This window comes from Nitratireductor aestuarii (genome assembly GCF_014641695.1).
Lineage (GTDB): Bacteria > Pseudomonadota > Alphaproteobacteria > Rhizobiales > Rhizobiaceae > Chelativorans > Chelativorans aestuarii.
This window is the reverse complement of sequence record NZ_BMIF01000017.1, coordinates 61,983-81,356: the sequence shown is the minus strand read 5'-3', so window position 1 is coordinate 81,356 and position 19,374 is coordinate 61,983. Positions and strand designations below refer to the sequence as shown.

General features: G+C 60.4%; 14 protein-coding genes. 7 read left to right on the top strand and 7 right to left on the bottom strand.

The genetic code is table 11. The features are described 5' to 3' along the window. Positions 1 to 156 precede the first annotated feature (156 nt). Positions 157 to 2,415 (bottom strand): DNA topoisomerase IV subunit A, encoded by a 2,259-nt coding sequence (parC, locus tag IEX27_RS19375; protein ID WP_188722751.1) that lies wholly within the window; start codon positions 2,413 to 2,415, stop codon positions 157 to 159. Positions 2,416 to 2,587: 172 nt separating this feature from the next. On the opposite strand from parC, the gene IEX27_RS19370 reads away from it, so the two are divergent. Together IEX27_RS19370 and IEX27_RS19365 are read left to right on the top strand one after the other, a co-directional pair. Next, the gene (locus tag IEX27_RS19370) at positions 2,588 to 3,781 is read left to right on the top strand and encodes an aq_1923 C-terminal domain (RefSeq protein ID WP_188722750.1); all 1,194 of its coding nucleotides are present in this window, start codon (positions 2,588 to 2,590) and stop codon (positions 3,779 to 3,781) included. Between the two features lie 117 nt (positions 3,782 to 3,898). After that, entirely contained in the window at positions 3,899 to 5,074 is a 1,176-nt protein-coding gene (locus IEX27_RS19365; protein ID WP_188722749.1) for an aq_1923 C-terminal domain, read from the top strand. A 57-nt stretch (positions 5,075 to 5,131) separates the two neighbouring features. On the opposite strand, the gene aspS is transcribed toward IEX27_RS19365, so the two are convergent. Next, complete coding sequence (gene aspS / locus IEX27_RS19360) at positions 5,132 to 6,916, bottom strand: aspartate--tRNA ligase (RefSeq protein WP_188722748.1); 1,785 nt, start codon at positions 6,914 to 6,916, stop codon at positions 5,132 to 5,134. A 219-nt stretch (positions 6,917 to 7,135) separates the two neighbouring features. Here aspS and rnd point away from each other — a divergent pair, with 219 nt between their 5' ends. Next, entirely contained in the window at positions 7,136 to 8,308 is a 1,173-nt protein-coding gene (gene rnd, locus IEX27_RS19355; protein WP_188722747.1) for a ribonuclease D, read from the top strand. Here the strand turns inward: rnd and IEX27_RS19350 are convergent. The 3 genes from IEX27_RS19350 to IEX27_RS19340 form a co-directional block, all read right to left on the bottom strand. Then, complete coding sequence (locus IEX27_RS19350) at positions 8,305 to 9,390, bottom strand: serine hydrolase domain-containing protein (RefSeq protein ID WP_188722746.1); 1,086 nt, start codon at positions 9,388 to 9,390, stop codon at positions 8,305 to 8,307. The two genes, rnd and IEX27_RS19350, sit on opposite strands and share 4 nt — an antisense overlap. 71 nt (positions 9,391 to 9,461) lie before the next feature. Beyond that, on the bottom strand, positions 9,462 to 10,985 hold the full coding sequence (gene ppx, locus IEX27_RS19345) for an exopolyphosphatase (protein ID WP_188722745.1): 1,524 nt from the start codon (positions 10,983 to 10,985) through the stop codon (positions 9,462 to 9,464). A 6-nt stretch (positions 10,986 to 10,991) separates the two neighbouring features. Beyond that, entirely contained in the window at positions 10,992 to 13,196 is a 2,205-nt protein-coding gene (locus IEX27_RS19340) for an RNA degradosome polyphosphate kinase (protein WP_188722744.1), read from the bottom strand. Between the two features lie 167 nt (positions 13,197 to 13,363). Here IEX27_RS19340 and IEX27_RS19335 point away from each other — a divergent pair, with 167 nt between their 5' ends. Continuing rightward, entirely contained in the window at positions 13,364 to 13,609 is a 246-nt protein-coding gene (locus tag IEX27_RS19335; RefSeq protein WP_188722743.1) for a zinc-finger domain-containing protein, read from the top strand. A gap of 12 nt (positions 13,610 to 13,621) precedes the next feature. After that, on the top strand, positions 13,622 to 14,827 hold the full coding sequence (locus tag IEX27_RS19330) for an FAD-dependent oxidoreductase (protein ID WP_188722742.1): 1,206 nt from the start codon (positions 13,622 to 13,624) through the stop codon (positions 14,825 to 14,827). Here the strand turns inward: IEX27_RS19330 and IEX27_RS19325 are convergent. Beyond that, positions 14,824 to 15,270 (bottom strand): DNA polymerase III subunit chi, encoded by a 447-nt coding sequence (locus tag IEX27_RS19325; protein ID WP_188722741.1) that lies wholly within the window; start codon positions 15,268 to 15,270, stop codon positions 14,824 to 14,826. The genes IEX27_RS19330 and IEX27_RS19325 overlap by 4 nt on opposite strands. Then, positions 15,271 to 16,767 (bottom strand): leucyl aminopeptidase, encoded by a 1,497-nt coding sequence (locus IEX27_RS19320; RefSeq protein ID WP_188722740.1) that lies wholly within the window; start codon positions 16,765 to 16,767, stop codon positions 15,271 to 15,273. Between the two features lie 291 nt (positions 16,768 to 17,058). Between IEX27_RS19320 and IEX27_RS19315 the strand changes: the two genes are divergently transcribed. Continuing rightward, positions 17,059 to 18,264: an LptF/LptG family permease gene (locus IEX27_RS19315; RefSeq protein WP_188722739.1), complete on the top strand. Its 1,206-nt coding sequence runs from the start codon at positions 17,059 to 17,061 to the stop codon at positions 18,262 to 18,264. After that, positions 18,261 to 19,346 carry an LPS export ABC transporter permease LptG gene (lptG, locus tag IEX27_RS19310; protein ID WP_188722738.1) on the top strand — a complete coding sequence of 362 codons (1,086 nt, stop codon included), beginning with the start codon at positions 18,261 to 18,263 and terminating at the stop codon, positions 19,344 to 19,346. The genes IEX27_RS19315 and lptG overlap by 4 nt, the downstream gene beginning before the upstream one ends. The last annotated feature ends 28 nt before the right edge of the window (positions 19,347 to 19,374 follow it).

Sequence of the window (19,374 nt, the reverse complement as noted above, 5' to 3'; positions counted from 1 at the left end):
CACACATGGCCGGGGCGTGAGCCCGCGGGCTCCTTCTTCATCTTCTCTGCGTCAACGCCCGCAGCGACGCCTTCCCGCTCCAACGAAAAACCCGCCAAAAAAATCGGCGGGTTTGTCAGCGGTCTGAGCGGATCGCCAGGGATCCGCTCTTTTACTCTATCCGTTGAACTTGCCAGTGCGGGGGAAGCCCTTCGGCACCATGCGGCCAGCGGCAGCCCGGTCGCCAATCCACTCCAGCAGCTCTTCACGGCTGCGTGAATGGACCCTGTCGGCTGAATCGCGCCAGGTGAGCCCATCGGCGATGTTGAACGTCTTGATATCGCCGACACCGCCATCCTTGTAGCGCTGCAGCCGCACACCCTTGCCGCGTGTCATCTCGGCTATCTGATCGGCCGGGAAGACCAGCAACTTTCGGTTCTCGCCCACGATCGCCACCGTGTCGCCGACAACCGGGATGCAGAAGCGCGCTTCGTCGGGCAGCTTCACGTTCATCACCTGCTTGCCCTTGCGGGTGTTCGCCAACACTTCCTTCTCGGGAACGATGAAGCCGTTGCCAGCATGGGAGACGAGCAGCAGCTTGCGTTCAGGATCGTACGGGAAGGCCGCGACGATGTCCTGATCGGCTTCCAGATCCACCATGATGCGGACCGGATCGCCGTGTCCTCGTCCGCCTGGCAGCTTGTCTGCACCGAGCGTCAGGAACTTGCCGCCGGTCGACAGCAGCAGGATCTTGTCCGTCGTCTGTGCATGGAACGAAAGCTTGAGGCTATCGCCTTCCTTAAAGGAGAGCGACGACAGATCCGTCACATGACCCTTCATGGCGCGGATCCAGCCCTTCTCGGACAGGATGACAGTGATCGGCTCACGCTCGATCATCGCCTGCTGGACGTCTTCCAGATCATGGACCGAAGCCTCGCCGAAGCTCGTGCGACGCTTGCCCAGTGTCGGGTTCTTCTCCGGATCAAACGTCTGGCGAACCTTCTGCACTTCCCAGCGCACCGTCTGCCACTGCTTGGTCTCGGAGCCAAGCAGACCTTCGATCTGCTGCTTCTCCTCGGCCAGCTTGTCGTGCTCGGTGCGGATCTCGAATTCCTCGAGCTTGCGCAGGGCGCGCAGACGCATGTTGAGGATGGCTTCGGCCTGAACATCGGTCAGGTTGAAGCGCTCCATCATCTCCTGCTTCGGCTCGTCCTCCTCACGGATGATCCGGATCACCTCATCAATGTTGAGATAGGCGATCAGATAGCCAGCGAGGATCTCGAGGCGCCGCTCGATCTCAGCGAGACGATGGCGGGAGCGGCGCAGCAGCACTTCACGCCGGTGGTCCAGCCACTCGCGCAGCACTTCCTTGACGGAAAGCACGCCCGGCACCTTGCCCCGCGACAGCACGTTCATGTTGAGCGGGAAGCGCGATTCGAGGTCTGTAAGCCGGAACAGCGACTCCATCATCAGCTCGGCTTCAACCGTACGGCTCTTCGGCACGAGCACTAGGCGGATGTCCTCGGCACTTTCGTCGCGTACGTCGTCAAGCAGCGGCAGCTTCTTGCTGATGATCAGCTCGGCCAGCTTCTCGATCAGGCGGGACTTCTGCACGCCATAGGGGATCTCGGTCACGACGACCTGATAGCCGCCGCGCCCCTGATCTTCCTTGTGCCAGCGCGCGCGAACGCGGAAGCCGCCACGGCCCGTGTGATAGGCCTCTCGGATCGATTCCTTGCTTTCGACCAGAACACCGCCGGTCGGAAAGTCCGGGCCCTTGATGTATTCCAGGAGGTCATCGATCGTGGCTTCGGGATTGTCGATCAGCGCCAGCGCGGCGTCGCAGACCTCGGCCGCATTGTGCGGCGGGATCGAGGTCGCCATGCCGACGGCAATACCGGACGAACCGTTGCAGAGCAGGTTCGGGAATGCGCCCGGCAGCACGATGGGTTCTTCGTCTTCCTCATTATAGGTCAGGCGAAAATCGACCGCGTCTTCGGTGATGCCTTCGAGCAGCTCGGCCGCCACCTCGGTCATGCGGGCTTCGGTGTAGCGCATCGCTGCCGCACCGTCGCCGTCGATGTTGCCGAAGTTCCCCTGCCCGTCCACCAGCGGATAGCGCATCATGAACGGCTGGGCGAGGCGCACGAGTGCGTCATAGATCGACTGGTCGCCGTGCGGGTGGAACTTACCCATCACGTCACCGACGATGCGCGCGCACTTGGCAAAGCCCTGTTCCGGGTTGAGCCGCAGGAGCCGCATGGTATGCATGATGCGACGGTGCACCGGCTTCATGCCATCGCGCACATCGGGCAGCGCCCGGTGCATGATGGTTGAAAGCGCGTATGCGAGATAGCGCTCTTCAAGCGCTTTTTTCAGGTCGACCGGTACGGCCGAGTCACCGCCATCGGTTGGCGGAAGCGTATCTTTTCCCATAGATTTCGGTTACCGGAGCAAGTGATTCGGAACAAGTCTGACGAAGTGAAGCAGACGCTCTGCCCCAACTTTACGCGGGAAAATTGACAGCATTCCCATCAATGGCCATCTTGGTGGCCTTCTACTGCCCCGAACACCCTTCCGCTGAACGCTTTTCGAACAGGACTGGATGATGAACGCCTTTTCACTTGGTTTGAAATCCCTGATGCTGGCCGGCGCCGTGTCGGCCCTTTCCGTTACAGCGGCCCATGCGGTAGAAGCAGCCGATGCCGCAAAGCGCCTGCAGGACCTGCTCGCCCAGCAGCAGATGGAGCTCTCCTTCAGCGCGGCGAATGAGGATGGTAATGATATTATCCTTAGAGATACCACGGTCAAATTCCCGGAGTCGTCCGAAGCAGTCGATCTGGGCGACGTAACGCTCTCCTCGGTGACAGAGGAAGGCAACGGTGACTATCGCGTCGGCAGGCTCTTCATCGACACCATCCTGCAGCAGGACGACGACGGGACGGTCGAGATCAATGATATCACCTTCGAGGGCCTCGTCCTGCCGCGCGATGCGGCATCGGACCCTTTCGGTGGAGCCACGCGCTACGACAGCATGGAGGTCAAGAGCGTGGAGATCGATCTGGACGACCAGGACTTCCTCTGGATGGAGAACCTGACCAGCAAGGCCAGCGTGACGGCTGACGGCGCCATTGAGAGCACCGCAGGGGTGGCAAGCTTCACGCTCAAGCTTTCGGCCATCGACAATGACGAGGATGACGACGAATTTGTCGATACCCTGCAGGAGATCGACTATGACGAGCTCAGCGGCCGCGTGGAAATGGCCGGAAAGTGGAGCCCGTCCGACGGCCGCCTGACGGTCGATCAGTTCGATGTGCAGGTTGACGATGTCGGCACCATGCGTTTCACGGCGGATCTCGCCGGTTACACGACTGAATTCATCAAGAGCCTTCGCGAGCTGATGCCGCAGGATGGAGATTCCACCGACGCTTCGGCGCAGGGCATGGCGGCCCTGGGCCTCATGCAGCAGCTCACGTTCCACGGGCTGAGCTTCCGCTTCGATGACGACAGTTTCACCAGCCGCATGCTCAACCATGTCGCAGATAAAAAAGGCGTTGAGCCAGCGAAGCTGATCGACGAGACCCGTGCAGGCATCCAGGCGCAGCTTGCTCCCTTCGCGGGCGACGCCTTCGCCAAGTCGACGGCTCAGGCTGTCGCCACATTCCTCTCGGATCCTGAAAACATCGAGATCGCCGCAAGGCCTGCCGCGCCGGTGCCGTTCTTCATGCTGGGCGCAGCCCTCATGGGCGCACCGGCTACGCTAGTGACGCAGTTGGGACTGGCCATCACCGCCAACCAGTAATTTGCATTCACCAACTCACTACGATAGAGGGGTCCCTTCAACAAAATTTGGAGGGATCCCTTTTTTTGAATATCTTTTAAGTAATTCAGAATATTATTTAGCAGGATTGCGAATTTAATGCATACCATTTCCTACAAGAGATTGTCTTTTCTATCAACACTATGCCTTCTATCCTTTGCCCCTGGCGCCCAGGCTTTTGAAGCCGAGGATGTTGTCCAGCGCTTCCAGGATAGTTTGTTGTCGGCCCGATATACCCTGAATTATGAATCCCTCCGTCAGGAGGATGCCAACATTATCCTCAGCAAGACCTCCGTCGGCTCACCCTATGGCTTTACGGCCGAACTCGGGGATTTCACCCTCGAGCAGGTAACTGAAGATGAGCATGGAAACGTCCGCGTCGGTCGGATCGCCGTCGACAATGTCAAGGCTGAGGCTGGCGATCTGACCGTTGCCATCTCCGGCTACGAAGAACGCGGCATAGCGCTTCCTCGCGACCCGAACACGGATCCGTTTGCGGGGGTGTGGCGATCTGACGCTCTAAAGATTCGTCGCTTTCACGTGGCATTGAAAGGTGCCGAGGCCTTCTCGTTCGATAATCTAGACAACGAACTGACCATTTCGGAGGGCTCGTTGGGTGTCGATCGATACACGGTCGAACGCTATACGGTGAATTTGCCTGTAGCACTGTCTGCCGCACAGCAGAACACCATACCTTCACTACCCATCGAAACGATCACAGGCCAGCTCGATCTCACTTTTGCGATGGACGTTGAGTCCGGCGAGGCTCAGTCGAAATTGCAGCTTGTTATGGATGGCCTTGGCGTCATCAAAACAAACGAGACCCTGAGTGGATACACACGAGATTATCTCAATCGGATAAGGAAATCTGCCGCCCAGCAACCAAAAACCCATGAAGCCAGCGGCAATTATCCGATGGAGTTGCTTGAACTTTTCAGTGAGCTTCAACTCGTTGAGTCGAGCTCGCGGTTCGAGGACAAGGGCCTGACGCAGCTCCTGCTTGAATACGCAGCAAAATCGCAGGGCATGTCTCCGGAGCAGATGCGAGCGACTACCAAGCAGTCGCTTGCGTTGCTCACACTCGATCTTGAGAAGAAGCTGGGTGACGCCAACGCCGCTGAGGCAATCGAAGCATTCCTAGAAAATCCCCGCTCCATTGAACTCAGGTCCAGGCCAAAAAAGCCTGTCCCGTTGCTACCGCAGGGATCGAATTACCAAGAGATAGCAAGAGCGGTGCACGCGATGGGTCTGACGATCATTGCCAATCAGGAATAAAAGAAGGCTCCCCGCGGTGCCGTGGGGAGCCTTTTCAATTCAAAAGTGCCGTCAGGATCAATCCTGGCGCGGGATGAGACGCAGGTGCAGTTCGCGCAGCTGCTGCGGCGTTGCTTCCGAAGGTGCGTTCATCAGCAGGTCCTGTGCCTGCTGGTTCATCGGGAACAGCGAGATCTCGCGCAGGTTCTTCGCACCGACGAGCAGCATCACGACGCGATCGATACCAAAGGCGCAACCGCCGTGCGGAGGAGCACCGTACTGGAACGCGCGGTAGAGGCCGCCAAAACGCTCCTCCACGTCATCCTTGGAGAGACCGACCTTCTCGAACGCCTTCACCATCAGTTCCGGCGACTGGTTACGGATCGAGCCCGAAGCAATCTCGAAGCCGTTGCAGACGGCGTCGTACTGATACGCCTTGAGGGTCAGCGGATCGGCGCTGTCGAACGCTTCCATGCCGCCCTGCGGCATGGAGAACGGGTTGTGCGCGAAATCGATCTTCTTCTCGTCCTCGTTCCACTCGTAGAAGGGGAAGTCGACGATCCAGCAGAGCTCGAAGCGGTCGCGGTCAACGAGGTTCAGCTCCTCGCCGGCGCGGGTACGCGCAGCACCGGCAAACGAGGCGAACTTCTTGGGATCGCCGGCCGCGAAGAAGCAGGCGTCACCGTCCTCAAGGCCAAGCTGGGTGCGGATCGCTTCGGTGCGCTCTTCGCCGATGTTCTTGGCGATCGGGCCAGCGCCCTCGATCTTGTCGCCTTCCTTGCGCCAGAAGATGTAGCCGAGACCCGGCTGACCTTCACCCTGCGCCCAGGAGTTCATGCGATCGCAGAAAGCGCGCGAACCACCGGTCTTGGCCGGAATTGCCCAGACTTCAGCTTTTGGGTCGTTAGCGAGGATGTTTGCGAACACCTTGAAGCCCGAGCCCCGGAAGTGCTCGGAAACCTCTTCCATGACGATCGGGTTGCGCAGGTCCGGCTTGTCCGAGCCATACTTGCGGATGGCGACGTCATAGGGGATGCGTGGCCAGTTCTTGGTGACCGGCTTGCCCTCTGCGAACTGCTCGAACACCTGCGTGATGATGGGCTCCATCGTGCCCCAGATATCTTCCTGGGTCACAAAGCTCATCTCGACGTCGAGCTGGTAGAACTCGCCCGGCAGGCGGTCGGCGCGCGGGTCTTCGTCACGGAAGCAGGGTGCGATCTGGAAGTAGCGGTCGAAGCCTGCGACCATCAGCAGCTGCTTGTACTGCTGCGGAGCCTGCGGCAGCGCGAAGAACTTTCCGGGATGAATGCGGCTCGGCACCAGGAAGTCGCGCGCGCCTTCCGGCGAAGAGGCCGTCAGGATCGGCGTCGAATATTCGGCAAAGCCGGCGCCTGCCATGCCGGTGCGCATCGAGGCGATGATCTGCGTGCGCTTGACAATGTTCTTGTGCAGCGTCTCGCGGCGCAGATCGAGGAAGCGGTAGCGAAGGCGGATGTCTTCCGGATAGTCCGGCTCACCGAAGACCGGCAGCGGCAGTTCGGCGGCCTGCGACAGGACCTCGATCTCGTTGGCGTAGATCTCGATCTCGCCCGTTCCGAGATTCGGGTTCACGACGTCAGCCGCACGGGCCTTCACCTCGCCATCGACGCGGATCACCCATTCGCCGCGCACGCGCTCGGCGGTCTTAAACGCAGGCGAATCCGGATCGGCCACGATCTGGGTCAGGCCGTAATGGTCGCGCAGGTCAATGAACAGCAGTCCGCCATGATCTCGTACGCGATGCACCCATCCGGAAAGGCGCACGGTCTGGCCGACATGAGAGCTTCTGAGTTCAGCGCAGTTATGGCTGCGGTAGCGGTGCATCGTCTTCAATCCATTCTTTGGTGCTGGGCAACACCCGAAAAGCCCACAAAAGTTGGCGGGAAAAGCGCATGACAGCCCGCCTTTGTCAAGGCGTGGCGATCGAGTGCTGTTCTTGTAGTCGATCCGGAGCCGTTCCTCCATATCAAACAGCTGGTGGCAAACGGAAACAGCTTGTTATCACTGCTTCACATTTACAAAAACTGCGCATAAACAGTCCAAATGGACCTTTTAAAAACCGCACAAGAACTTCAAGACGCAGTCGATCGCCTCTCGGACTCTGCTTTCGTTACGGTTGATACCGAATTTATTCGCGAAACGACTTTCTGGCCGGAGCTTTGCCTGATTCAGTTGGCAGCACCGGGCGTGACCGCATTGGTCGATCCCCTTGCCCCCGGCATGGACCTGAAGCCGTTCTTCGATCTCATGCGCAACGAGCGCGTCACGAAGGTCTTCCATGCGGCCCGGCAGGACATCGAGATCATCTTCCATCTCGGCAATCTGATTCCTGCTCCAGTCTTCGACACGCAGATCGCGGCAATGGTCTGCGGTTTTGGCGACAGCATCTCCTACGACCAGCTGGTTGCCCGCATCACGGGCGAAAAACTCGACAAGACGTCCCGCTTCACCGACTGGCGCCACCGCCCGCTCTCCGAGCGGCAGCTGGAATATGCGCTGGCCGACGTGACGCACCTCATTCCGGTCTACGAACATCTCGTCTCCCGCCTCGAACGCGACAACCGCGGCGAGTGGCTGAAGGAAGAGATGGACATCCTGACGGCGCAGGAAACCTACGACCTGCACCCGGACGATGCCTGGAAGCGCCTCAAGATGCGAGCTCGCAAGCCGATCGAGCTGGCCGTCCTCCAGCAGATCGCCGCCTGGCGTGAACGCGAGGCGCGCGAAAAGAACGTACCGCGCGGTCGTATCCTCAAGGATGACGTTCTCTACGAGGTCGCGCAGCAGCAGCCCCGCGACGTAGCGGCACTTGCACGCCTGCGCGGCGTTCCGAACGGTTGGGAGCGCTCCTCCAACGCTGCGGGTCTCCTTGCAGCAGTCAACGCCGCCTTTGCGATCCCGAAGGAAAAGCTGCCCAAGCTGCCGCGTCCGCCGGTTCTGCCGGAAGGCACGCCCGCAGCAGCGGAGCTCATCAAGGTTCTGCTGAAGCTGGTGTCGGAAAAGGAAGGCGTGGCCGCCAAGATGCTGGCCTCCGGCGACGACATCGAGCGCCTTGCCGCTTACCGCGAGAAGGCGGAGGTTCCGGCCCTCACCGGCTGGCGGCGCGAAGTGTTCGGCGAGCAGGTCCTGAAGCTTCTGAACGGCGAAGTGGGTTTGCGCTTCGAAAACCGCCGCATCCAGGTTTTTCCGATAGATCAGACAGAGACCCCGGCCTAGTTCTTTTCAGCCGGGTTCTTCTTCTCTTCAGTAGCACTCCCTGTCTCAGAAGCCATCGCCGACACGATGTTCCCCATCAGCTTGTGAAGCTTGCCGAGATAGCCGTTGCTGGCCGATGGCCGGCTTTCGTCAGATGTCATCACAACCGTGAGTTCTTCCTCCGGCGCGATGTAGATCATCTGTCCGCCAAAGCCCCAGGCGTAATAGACGGGCTGTCCTTCCATCTCGGTGATGAACCAGCTGTAACCGTATTGGTCACCGTTGCGGATGGATCGCGTGCGCGGTGTCCACGACTGCTCGACCCACGCTTCCGGGACAACCTGCACATCGCCCGCCTTGCCGCGATTGCGGTAAAGTTCGCCGAATGCCAGCATCGAGCGTGGGCTCATCGCCATCTGGTTGCCGCCCATGTAGATGCCCTGGCGATCGCGCTGCCAGTGGCCAATGCGGAAACCCGTCACCGGCTTCAACCATTCGCGCGCCAATTCCAGGGTGGGCTTGCCGCCCTTGCGCGTGAGGATGGCAGAGAGGAGATGCGTGCTGCCGGTGGAATAGAGCATCCCGCCACCCGGCTCATCCTCGAACGGCTGGGCAAGCGCCGCAGCCACCCAATCCCGCGACGCGATCCACCGGCCGTAGTTCGCGCCTGAGGTGGGCCCAATCCCCGCCTGCATGGAAAGCAGATGGCCAATGGTGATCTCTTCCAGTCGGGGATCCGGATCCTCCGGCAGCTTGTCCTTGAGGATCGGCGCGATCTTCTGGTCCACGCCGTCCAGGATGCCCTTTCCGATCGCGATGCCGACGAGTGCAGAGACGATCGACTTCGAAGCGGACTTGATGTTTGTCGTTTCCGTGGTGGTGTGGCCGTGAAAGCCTTCCTCGACGACCACCTCACCGTCACGGGCCACGATCAGCGTTTCAATCGCGTCGAGGGCCCGGGCCTGATCGATGATGTCCTGGTACGGGTGCAGATCGGCAGCCGGAGCCTTGAGGGCATCCGTGACTTCCGTCTGCGCGAGCGTGACTGAGGGATACCCTGCGACAAGGCCGCAGGTAAGCGTCAAGGCCAGAATCGTTTTCATGCGGATTATGATGGGACTGGAAAATGGCAACTTCGGGCACAGCCTATAGCCTGCGCCTGAAGTCCGGCCCTTTATTCACCGGTGAGTTCGAAGGCCAGGTTCAGGCCTGTCACCTTGGCGAGTTGTTCCATGCGGCCCTGCGGCCGTTCACCGATCAGCGCTTCAAACTCACGCGGCACAACCAGCACAAGCGCACCTTCGCCCCTCCGCTCCCATCTGAGCCGCGGGATGATCCCAGGCATCGAGGCCGTGAGCAGGTAGACGACGCGCAGCAACCCGCCAAGAACCTGGGCAAGCTGCACGTAACGCGGCGTAGCCAGCTCACGCATCTCGTCGGACAGGATGTCTTCGTAGAGCCCCTCGTGGCGGAACAGGTTTGCCAGCGCGATATAGGCGCGTGCCGGATGGTCAATGCCGACGAAGGCACCGTGCGAGATCAGGTTCAGCGACTGCAGGCCGCGATAGTCCGGATGCGCCCGCCAGCCGATATCCGCGAGCAGGCAGGCAGCCCGGCGATAGCGTGCTTCCTCTTCCGTCTCGCTTATGCCGAGAGCATCAAACGAATGGCCGGACCATTCGGCAAGCTCGCGCGCATGGGCGACTGAGCGGGAGCGCAGGATCGCCAGCTCTTCCGCCGCCGAAAGCAGCGGATCGGCACTGCGTTCCGGTTCCTGGAGAAGCGACTGGAGGTATCCTTCGCGCACACCATTGGCAGAAATGACGATCTCAGACGGCTTGAGCCTGCGGATCACCTCCAGCAGCACGATAGCCCCATAGGGCAGAAGGTTGCGCCGGCTCTTGGAAATCCGGCCTGAACCCTTGATTTCCTTGACGTCGCCCCTCGCCACCTTCTCGAGGAACTTGAGATGCTTTTCCGGGTCGAGCTTGTAATTGTGCATCACCTGCAGCGGGTATTCCACTGACAGCATGTGAAGCTTGGCAAGGTTGCGCCATGTGCCGCCTACGCAATAGAAAGCCCTGCCCTGGCATTCGGATAGCAGCCAGTCCGCGCGGTCCATTTCCTTGCGGACGATCTTCGCAGCATCCTCAAGCGACCCGTCCGACATCTCCTGCAGCCGCAATCCGCCGAGCGGCAGGGTGAAGCCATCGCCGATCTCTTCGCCGCTTACGTCTACCAGCTCCAGGCTGCCACCGCCAAGATCGCCCACTATACCGTCGGGCTTGTAGAAGGACGACGTCACGCCGAGCGCTGCGAGATGGGCCTCTTGCCGTCCCGACAAGACCTGGATCTCGGTGCCGAGGATCTTCTCAACCTGAGCGATGAACTCGGGCCCGTTACGCGCCTCGCGCGCGGCAGCCGTTGCGATCACATGGAGCGATTCCGCGCCTGCCTGCTCCGACAGCGCGCGAAAGCGGCGGAACTCTTCAATCGAGCGCTTCACGCCTGCGGGATCGAGCTCGCCGGTGGTAACGATGCCCTTGCCGAGACCGGCGAGCATCTTCTCATTGAACAAGACAGATGGAGAGCGGGCAATGCCCTCATAAACCACCAGACGGATGGAGTTCGAACCAATATCGATGACGGATACCGGGCGGCGGTCCTGCAACCTGCCTTGAGATGCCTCGATCGCCACGTGCGTTCAGCCCTCGACAGCGTCTTTCTTGCGACGCTTATAGGCGACGATGCGCTCCGGGGCATTGGACTTCAGCGCCATGCCGCGGCCTGAAAGGCTGGGGTTCTTCATGAAGTATTCCTGGGCGTTGAAGGGTTTCTCTCCATCCTCGGGCACGATGCGCCTGGACGTTCCGTCGGCCAATACTTCGAAACTTTGCTGGTTGTCCATCAGATTCCCGAGCATTATCTGATCAAGAACCTGCTCATGCACAGTGGGGTTCGTGATGGGTACGAGGCACTCCACGCGGCGGTCGAGGTTACGTGGCATCAGGTCTGCCGATCCGATATAGACGATCGCCTGATCCGATGGCAGGCCGTGACCGTTACCGAAACAGTAGATGCGGCCATGCTCGAGGAAGCGTCCGACGATGGACTTCACCCGGATATTCTCGGAAAGCTTTGGCACCTGCGGACGCAGGCAGCAGATGCCGCGCACCACAAGGTCGATCTCCACGCCGGCGCGGCTCGCCATGTAGAGCGTATCGATGACTTCCGGATCGACCAGCGCATTCATCTTCATCCAGATCTGCGCGGGACGCCCTTCCTTCGCGTGTCTTATCTCATCGCGGATATGCCCGAGGATACGCTGGCGCAGCGTGAACGGAGAGACGGCGAGTTTCATATCCACGTCCGGCTCGGCATAGCCGGTGATGAAGTTGAAGACCTTCGTGACGTCACGTCCAATGACCGGGTCGACAGTGAAGTAGGAAAGGTCCGTGTAGCTGCGGGCCGTGACCGGATGATAGTTCCCGGTGCCCAGATGCACATAGCTGCGCAGCTTGCCTTCCTCGCGCCGCACGACAAGCGACATCTTTGCGTGCGTCTTGAGCTCGATGAAGCCGAACACCACCTGCACGCCGGCGCGCTCCAGGTCGCGTGCCCAGCGAATATTTGCCTCTTCGTCGAACCGCGCCTTGAGCTCCACCAGCGCGGTGACGGACTTGCCCTCCTCCGCCGCATCGATCAGCGCCCGCACGATCGGGCTGTCATTGGAAGTGCGGTAGAGCGTCTGCTTGATGGCGACAACGTCCGGATCAGCGGCCGCCTGCCGCAGGAACTGGACGACGACGTCGAAGCTCTCGTAAGGGTGGTGGACGATGAAATCCTTCTCCCGGATGGCCGCGAAGCAGTCACCGCCATGGTCGCGAATGCGTTCCGGGAAGCGTGGATTGTAGGTCTTGAACTTCAGATCCTCGCGCGGCAGCTTGACGATCTCGGAGATCTGGTTGATCGCAAGCGGCCCTTCAAGCACGCTGACGCGCGACGGCGGCACTCCCAGTTCGCTCGCGACGAACTCGCGCAGATCCTCGGGCATCGAGCTCTCGAACTCGATCCGGATCACCGAACCGCGCCGGCGGCGTTTCAGAGCCGTCTCAAACAGGCGGACGAGATCTTCCGCCTCTTCTTCTACTTCAATATCGCTGTCGCGGATGATGCGGAATGTGCCCGAGCCGATGACGCTGTAGCCCGGGAAGAGCTTCGGGATGAACATCTCGACCACGTCTTCCAGCATGACGAAGCGCGCCACCTTGCCCCGGTTAGGCAGAGGGACGAAGCGCGGCAGCGCACTGGGCAGGCGCAGAAGTGCGCTCATCCGCTCGCGCGTGGCTGCATGCCGCAAAGAGAGCGCGATCGAAAAACCGAGGTTCGGGATGAACGGGAATGGATGCGCCGGATCGATCGAAAGCGGCGTCAGCACGGGATAGATGGTCTCGTGGAACTGCTGGTCGATCCAGCGCTTGTCCACCCTGCTCAAGGCATCCGGACGCAGGACTTCGATCCTGTTTGCCTTCAACAGGTCGTGGAGCTGCATCAGGCTCTCGTGCTGGTCATTCTGCAGCTGGTTCGCTTCACGCAGCACCTGCTCGAGCTGCTCTTCCGGAAGAAGGCCGTCAACACTGCGCGCGCTAATGCCTTCGCGGATCTGGCCGGCAAGACCGGCAACGCGCACCATGAAGAACTCGTCGAGGTTATCGGCCGAGATCGACAGGAAACGCAGCCGCTCCAGCAGCGGATGATTGGAGTTCTGGGACTCCTCCAGCACCCGCCGGTTAAACTGCAGCCAGGAAAATTCCCTATTAATGAAACGGTTGACCCCATAGCCGAGGACGACGGCATCAGGCCCATGCGGATCTGGCAGGTCGGGTCTCAGCGGCTTCAATTCGTTCATGGCCAACTCATTAATCCAACGGAAGTCGCCGAAGCGCGACATCCCTGAAATCGAATATGATACATAATTCTGAGTTGTGACAGAGCTTTGCGACAGTTTCATGAGGGCTTGCAAAGTGGGCGTTTATGTATCAAACCCCGCCTGACATCAGAGCGTGGAGAATTGAGATGGCGGGACATCAGACACCCCATTTCCAAAACACCGACGGACATTCATCCATCGAGATCGGCGTGAAGGAATTCATGTGCATGGGTGCCAAGCCCCCGTTCGATCATCCGCATGTGTTCCTGGACCTGGGTGACGATGTGGAGCGGGTGTGCCCCTACTGCTCAACGCTCTACAAGTTCAATCCGAACCTGAAGGCCGACGAGACCGTGCCTCCGGGCGCTCTCTACCACGACGAGACAGCGTAAGCGGATCCGGCCATGGCCGGACTATCCATCGCAATCATCGGTGCCGGCATCGCGGGGCTGACAGCAGCCCTGGCGTTGGCGGCTGAAGGCATTTCCGTCACCCTGTTCGAGCGCGCCGAGCGCATCGAAGAGCTTGGCGCCGGCATCCAGCTGTCGCCCAACGCGACGCGGCTGCTCGCGCGCCTAAACGTCCTCGACGACGTCCTTGCGAAGGCTGTCGAACCCCGCAGCGTGGTCATCCGCAGCGCTCGCGACCTTGGTTCCTTGGCCGAAGTGCCCCTTACCATGGCGCGCCAGCGCTGGGGCGCGCCTTACCTGGTGCTGCGCAGATCCGACCTTCAGGGCGTTCTGCTCAAGGCCGCCGAGCAGAAAGACCTCATCACCATCGTGACCGGCGCGAACGTGCAGAACCTGTCGCTCGCCAACGACAGTCGTTGCGTTCACGTCGATGTTCGCGGGTCAATTCCGGAGCGGCACACCTTCTCCCTGGTCATTGCGGCGGACGGGGTGTGGTCCGGCATACGCAAGAGCCTGGGTGGCCCAGCGAGCAAATTCACCGGCCACGTGGCCTACCGCGCGGTGCTGGACCCGCAGAATGCTGAACCATTTCGCGGCTCGCTCCTGCCCTCGGATCAGGTTTCCACCTTCGCCTCGCCCGGATTTCACCTTGTAAGCTATCCACTGCAGGACGGCGCGTTCAACCTGGTCACCATCCTGCGCGGGAAGGACCTTGCCCGGCGCTGGGAAAATGTCGCCGACATCGCCGAACTCTCGACGGCGGCGCGCAACGTCTCTCCACGCCTCTCCTCCCTGATTGTCCAGGCCGGACCGTGGCATGCCTGGCCCATCCATGAGGTACGCTCGACCTCGCCCTGGAGCACCGGAGACCGAATTGTCCTGATTGGCGATGCGGCACACGCGTTGGCCCCGCACGCCGCTCAAGGGGCGGCCATGGCCATCGAAGATGCGATGTTGCTAGCCAGATTGCTGGGCGGTTCGCGAGATGCGGGAAATGCGCTCGCCCAGTTCGAAAAACTGCGCCGCCCTCGCCTGATCCGAGTTGCGATGCGCGGTCAGTTCAATCATTTCGCCTGGCAGGTCGGTGGGCCGGCTGCCCTGGTCCGCAACCTCATCCTGCGCACAAGATCTGGCGAGAGCCTCGCTGCCGATTTCGACTGGCTCTACGGCTACGATATAGGGAAGATCGCTTTAAACTAGTTCTTCTTCATCCAGCGGCGATCAGGGCCCTGCTGCCAGTAGGTCACCGCGTGACCGGCAGCCTTCAGCACCTTCCAGTGCGACCGGGCAGCTTCAAGCTGCATCATGTCGTGACCATCGAAGAGAAGTGCCGCTCGCTGGTAGCCGTCGAGCGGTCCAGGTTCCGCACCATCCACCAGGAAGCGGATGACCGCCCCGTTGATGTTTTCCGAACTGGTGGTGATCAAAACCGGTTGCTCAGGCGCGTGCGGTTCGCGGTCGGTCCCATGCGGAATGAAACTGTCATCCGCATAGGTCCAGAGCCGCGCATCAAGCGCATCCAACCGCTCCTCGGAGCCGGTCTGGATGGCGACGCGCCACCCGCGCTCGAGGCTTTTTTCCACGAGCGGGGGCAGCGCTTCTTCAAGCGTGGTTTCCGTCAGATGGTAGAATAAGACGTCCACCTATCCCTCGTAATTGTCGGCCACGAGGCGATCGAGCAGACGAACGCCGTAGCCGGAAGCCCAACCCTGGCTGATCTCGTTGGTAGGCGAACCCATGGCGGTGCCGGCAATGTCGAGATGCACCCACGGCGTATCGCCGACGAAGCGCTTCAGGAACTGCGCCGCGGTGATCGAACCAGCGTAACGGCCTGCAGAGTTCTTCATGTCGGCGTTCTTGGTGTCGATCATCTTGTCGTATTCGGAGCCCATCGGCATGCGCCAGACCCGCTCGCCCGTAACATTGCCTGCAGCGGAAAGCTGCTCGGAAAGCTGGTCGTCGTTGGAGAAGAGACCGGCATACTGGCTACCAAGCGCAACCATGATCGCGCCGGTAAGCGTAGCCAGATTGATCATGAACTGCGGGTTGAACTGCTCCTTGCAGTACCAGAGCGCATCAGCCAGCACGAGGCGACCTTCTGCGTCCGTATTGATGACTTCGATCGTCTGGCCTGACATGGAGGTCACGATATCACCCGGACGCTGTGCATTTCCGTCCGGCATGTTCTCGACCAGGCCGATGATGCCGATGGCATTGGTCTTCGCCTTGCGGGCGGCGAGAGCATGCATGGTGCCAACCACGGCGGCTGCGCCACCCATGTCGCCCTTCATGTCTTCCATGCCACCAGCCGGCTTGATGGAGATGCCGCCCGTATCGAAGACAACGCCCTTGCCGACGAAGGCGACAGGCTTTTGCTTCGGCTTGCCGTTCAGCCACTGCATGACGACGAGACGCGGCGGACGCACCGAACCTTGGGAAACGCCGAGCAGCGCACCCATGCCAAGGCGCTTCATCTCGCGTTCGGTCAGGATCTCGACCTTGACGCCGAGCTGCTCGAGCTCCTTGGCCCGAGCGGCAAATTCAACAGGGCCCAGAACGTTGGCGGGTTCGTTGACGAGATCACGGGCCAGAAGCACGCCCTCGCCGACTGCGCTCAACGACGCGTAGGCCTTCTTCGCGCCATTGGGATCAGCGCACTGGATGGTAACCTTTGCCGGCTTCTTGGCGGCTTTACCGTTGCCGTTCTCGTCTTTCTTGGTCTTATACTTGTCGAACTTATGCGCGCGCAGCAGCATGCCAAGGCCGATGGACGCTGCTTCGTGCCCGCCAACCGTCGCTTCCGCGGCATCGGCTACGACGGTGATCTCAGTTGCTCCCTTAACCGCCGCCTGAACCACGCCGCCGATCTTGACCCATGCGTATTCATCGAGCTCGGTTACCTTGCCGAGGCCGATGACCGTGATGCGATCATATGCAGTACCCTGTGGCACCAGTGCCTCGACCGTGCTGGCGAACTTGCCCGAGAACTCCGCAGCAGCAAAAACCTTGGGCAGGATGCCGGCAGGATCGCAGGCTTGCACAGCCTCCGAGAGCGCTCCCCCTTCAGGTACCAGAACAATGACACTCCCCTTCTTGGGGGCTGCAAATTTGGCGAAGGCCAGCGTCGGTCTTTCAGTCATGGATTATCCTATACGGTGAATAACTGATCCAGGCTCGTTCAATTATTGCAAACGAATTGACATGGGGTACCGCGCAAATGCAAGCGCGATCAGGGCGTAAGCTCACAATCGCAACAACGTAAATGCACCGTTAACCCTGTTTCTTTCCGTTTCATTATTCCTGTCAGCCCCAAAATGGAATTGATAAGGTAGGCGATTGGCTTTCAAGTAGGAAGGACGTGCTGTAACCACTCCGGCAGAATAGCGCCGCATGTCAAAGAGTGGCCACTAAAACCGGGAACAAGGGCGCCCATGAAAGTCATCGAATATTACATTCTGCGGCGCGCAGTCACCATCTTCGGTGCGGCGCTCGCATGGGTGCTGGTGATTGCCTGGACGACTCAGGTTTTGAACCGCGTGGATTTCGTCTCCGGAGGCGGTCAGTCCGCGGCAGCCTTCTTCCAGATCGCCTCGCTCCTTCTGGTGCCCATCATCCCGATCGTCATCCCCTTCGCCATCGGCATCGCGGTTGCGCAGACGCTTGCCACCATGAACCAGGATTCCGAGCTGGTGGTGATCAGCGCCGCCGGAAGCCCGCGCAGCACCGTGGTGCGACCCATGCTTCTGCTGGCGATCATGGCGAGCATCGCCTCCTTCGCCATCAACAACACGCTGGAACCCTATGCCCGGCAGGCGCTCCGCTCGTCGCTCGCCAACGTCAACGCCGACATCATCACCTCGGTGGCCCAGGAAGGCGTGTTCTACAAGATCTCCGACGATCTCTTCGTCCAGATCTCCAAGCGCCTGCCGCAGGGGCAGCTTGCCGGCATTTTCGTGGCCGACACCCGCGACAAGGAAGCGAAGTACATCTACCACGCGCAGCGCGGCGCCACCGTCGACCGCGAAGGTCAGAGCATCCTCGTCCTGGAGGACGGCATCCTGCAGCGCCAGACGTCGGGCGGCAATGTCTCGACCGTCCAGTTCGACTCCTATTCGCTCGATCTCTCGCAGTTCCAGCAGGGCATTCCGAACGTGCCCACGCTGCACCCCAAGGACCACTACCTGCCTTATCTCCTGAACCCCGACCCGCGCGACCGGTTCAACCTCAGCAATCCGCAGCTCTTCCGCGCCGAACTGCACATGCGCCTCTCCGAATGGCTCTATCCGATCGTCTTCGCCCTGATCGGTCTGGCTGTTGCAGGTGACGCTCGCTCGTTCCGCGAAGCGCGGCTCCATCCAATGGTCACCGCCCTCGGCATCGGCCTGCTGGTTCGCTGGGCGGGCTTTTATTCGGGCGGAGCAGCCGAGACGAATCCCTTCTTCTCCTTCATGCTCTACGCGATCCCCGTCGGCATGAGCGCGATCTGCATATGGTTCATCGCCACCAGCAGGCCGATGGAACTGCCAAGCGCCTGGACCGAAAAGCTGATGAACAAGGTGCAGCGAGACCGCGAACGGCTCGAGCGCTTTGGAACCTGGCTTGCCCGTCTTTTCGGTTTTGAAAGGAAGCAGGCATGATCGGCCGGACGCTCGGTTTCTATTTCCTGCGCCGCTACGGTGCGATCGCCGCGTGGAACTTCATCGGCATCGCAGCCCTCGTCTTCATCGTCACCTTTACCGAGGTGTCGGGACGTGCCGGCGGACTGGAGAACTACACGGTTGGCTGGGCGCTTGCCGTGGCCCTGCTCCAGCTGCCGATCCTGATGCAGCAGGCGGTGCCGTTCATCGGCCTCATCGCCGCCATGGCAACGCTGATCAGCCTCAACCGCAAGTATGAGCTGGTCATTGCACGCGCGGCCGGGATCTCGGCCTGGCAGTTCCTCACACCCATCGCTTTCGGTGCCTTCCTCTTCGGCCTTCTCTCGCTCCTGGTCCTGAACCCGATCGCAGCCGCTGGATTCGCCAAGTCGGAAGCCTTGCAGGCGGATGTGCGCGGCGCAAGCACGCTCGCCAATTCCGAAACCACACGCTGGCTGAAGCAGCGGACCGAAAACGGCGAAGCCTTCATCGGCGCCGATGCGACGACGAACTTCGGTTCGACCCTCGTCCGACCCGTGTTCCTACTGGTTGGTTCTGACGGCCGAATCATCGAACGACTGGACGCGCAAAGCGCAACTTTACGCGATGGTTACTGGGAGCTTACCGGCGCAATCCGTCACCGCGACGGAGTGCCTTCTGAACGCATGGCGAGCATGCAACTGCCCACAAACCTCAGGCCGGAATACGTCAGCCAGGAGCTCCTAGACCCGCAAGCCCTTTCAATCTTTGAACTTCCCTTCAAGATTCGCGAGGCGGATTCGCTGGGTCTGAGAGCAAGCAACTTCGCGACCCAGTTTCACTCAATGGTTGCTTTGCCGGCTTTGCTCATAGCCATGACGTTAATTGCAGCTACCGTTTCGATGCGTTTTACACGACTTGGTCAGTCCGGGACGATGATTCTGGGTGGAATACTCGCTGGGTTTCTGCTTTATGTCGTTTCGGTTCTGATGAAGGCTTTCGGGGGGTCGGGTGCAGTACCGCCTCTGGTTGCCGCTTGGACGCCGGTTATTATCGCAACTTTCTTTGGAATCACTTTCTTGCTTTTCAAGGAGGACGGCTAGGTTGGGGGCAGTACCCGCTCAAAAGAGC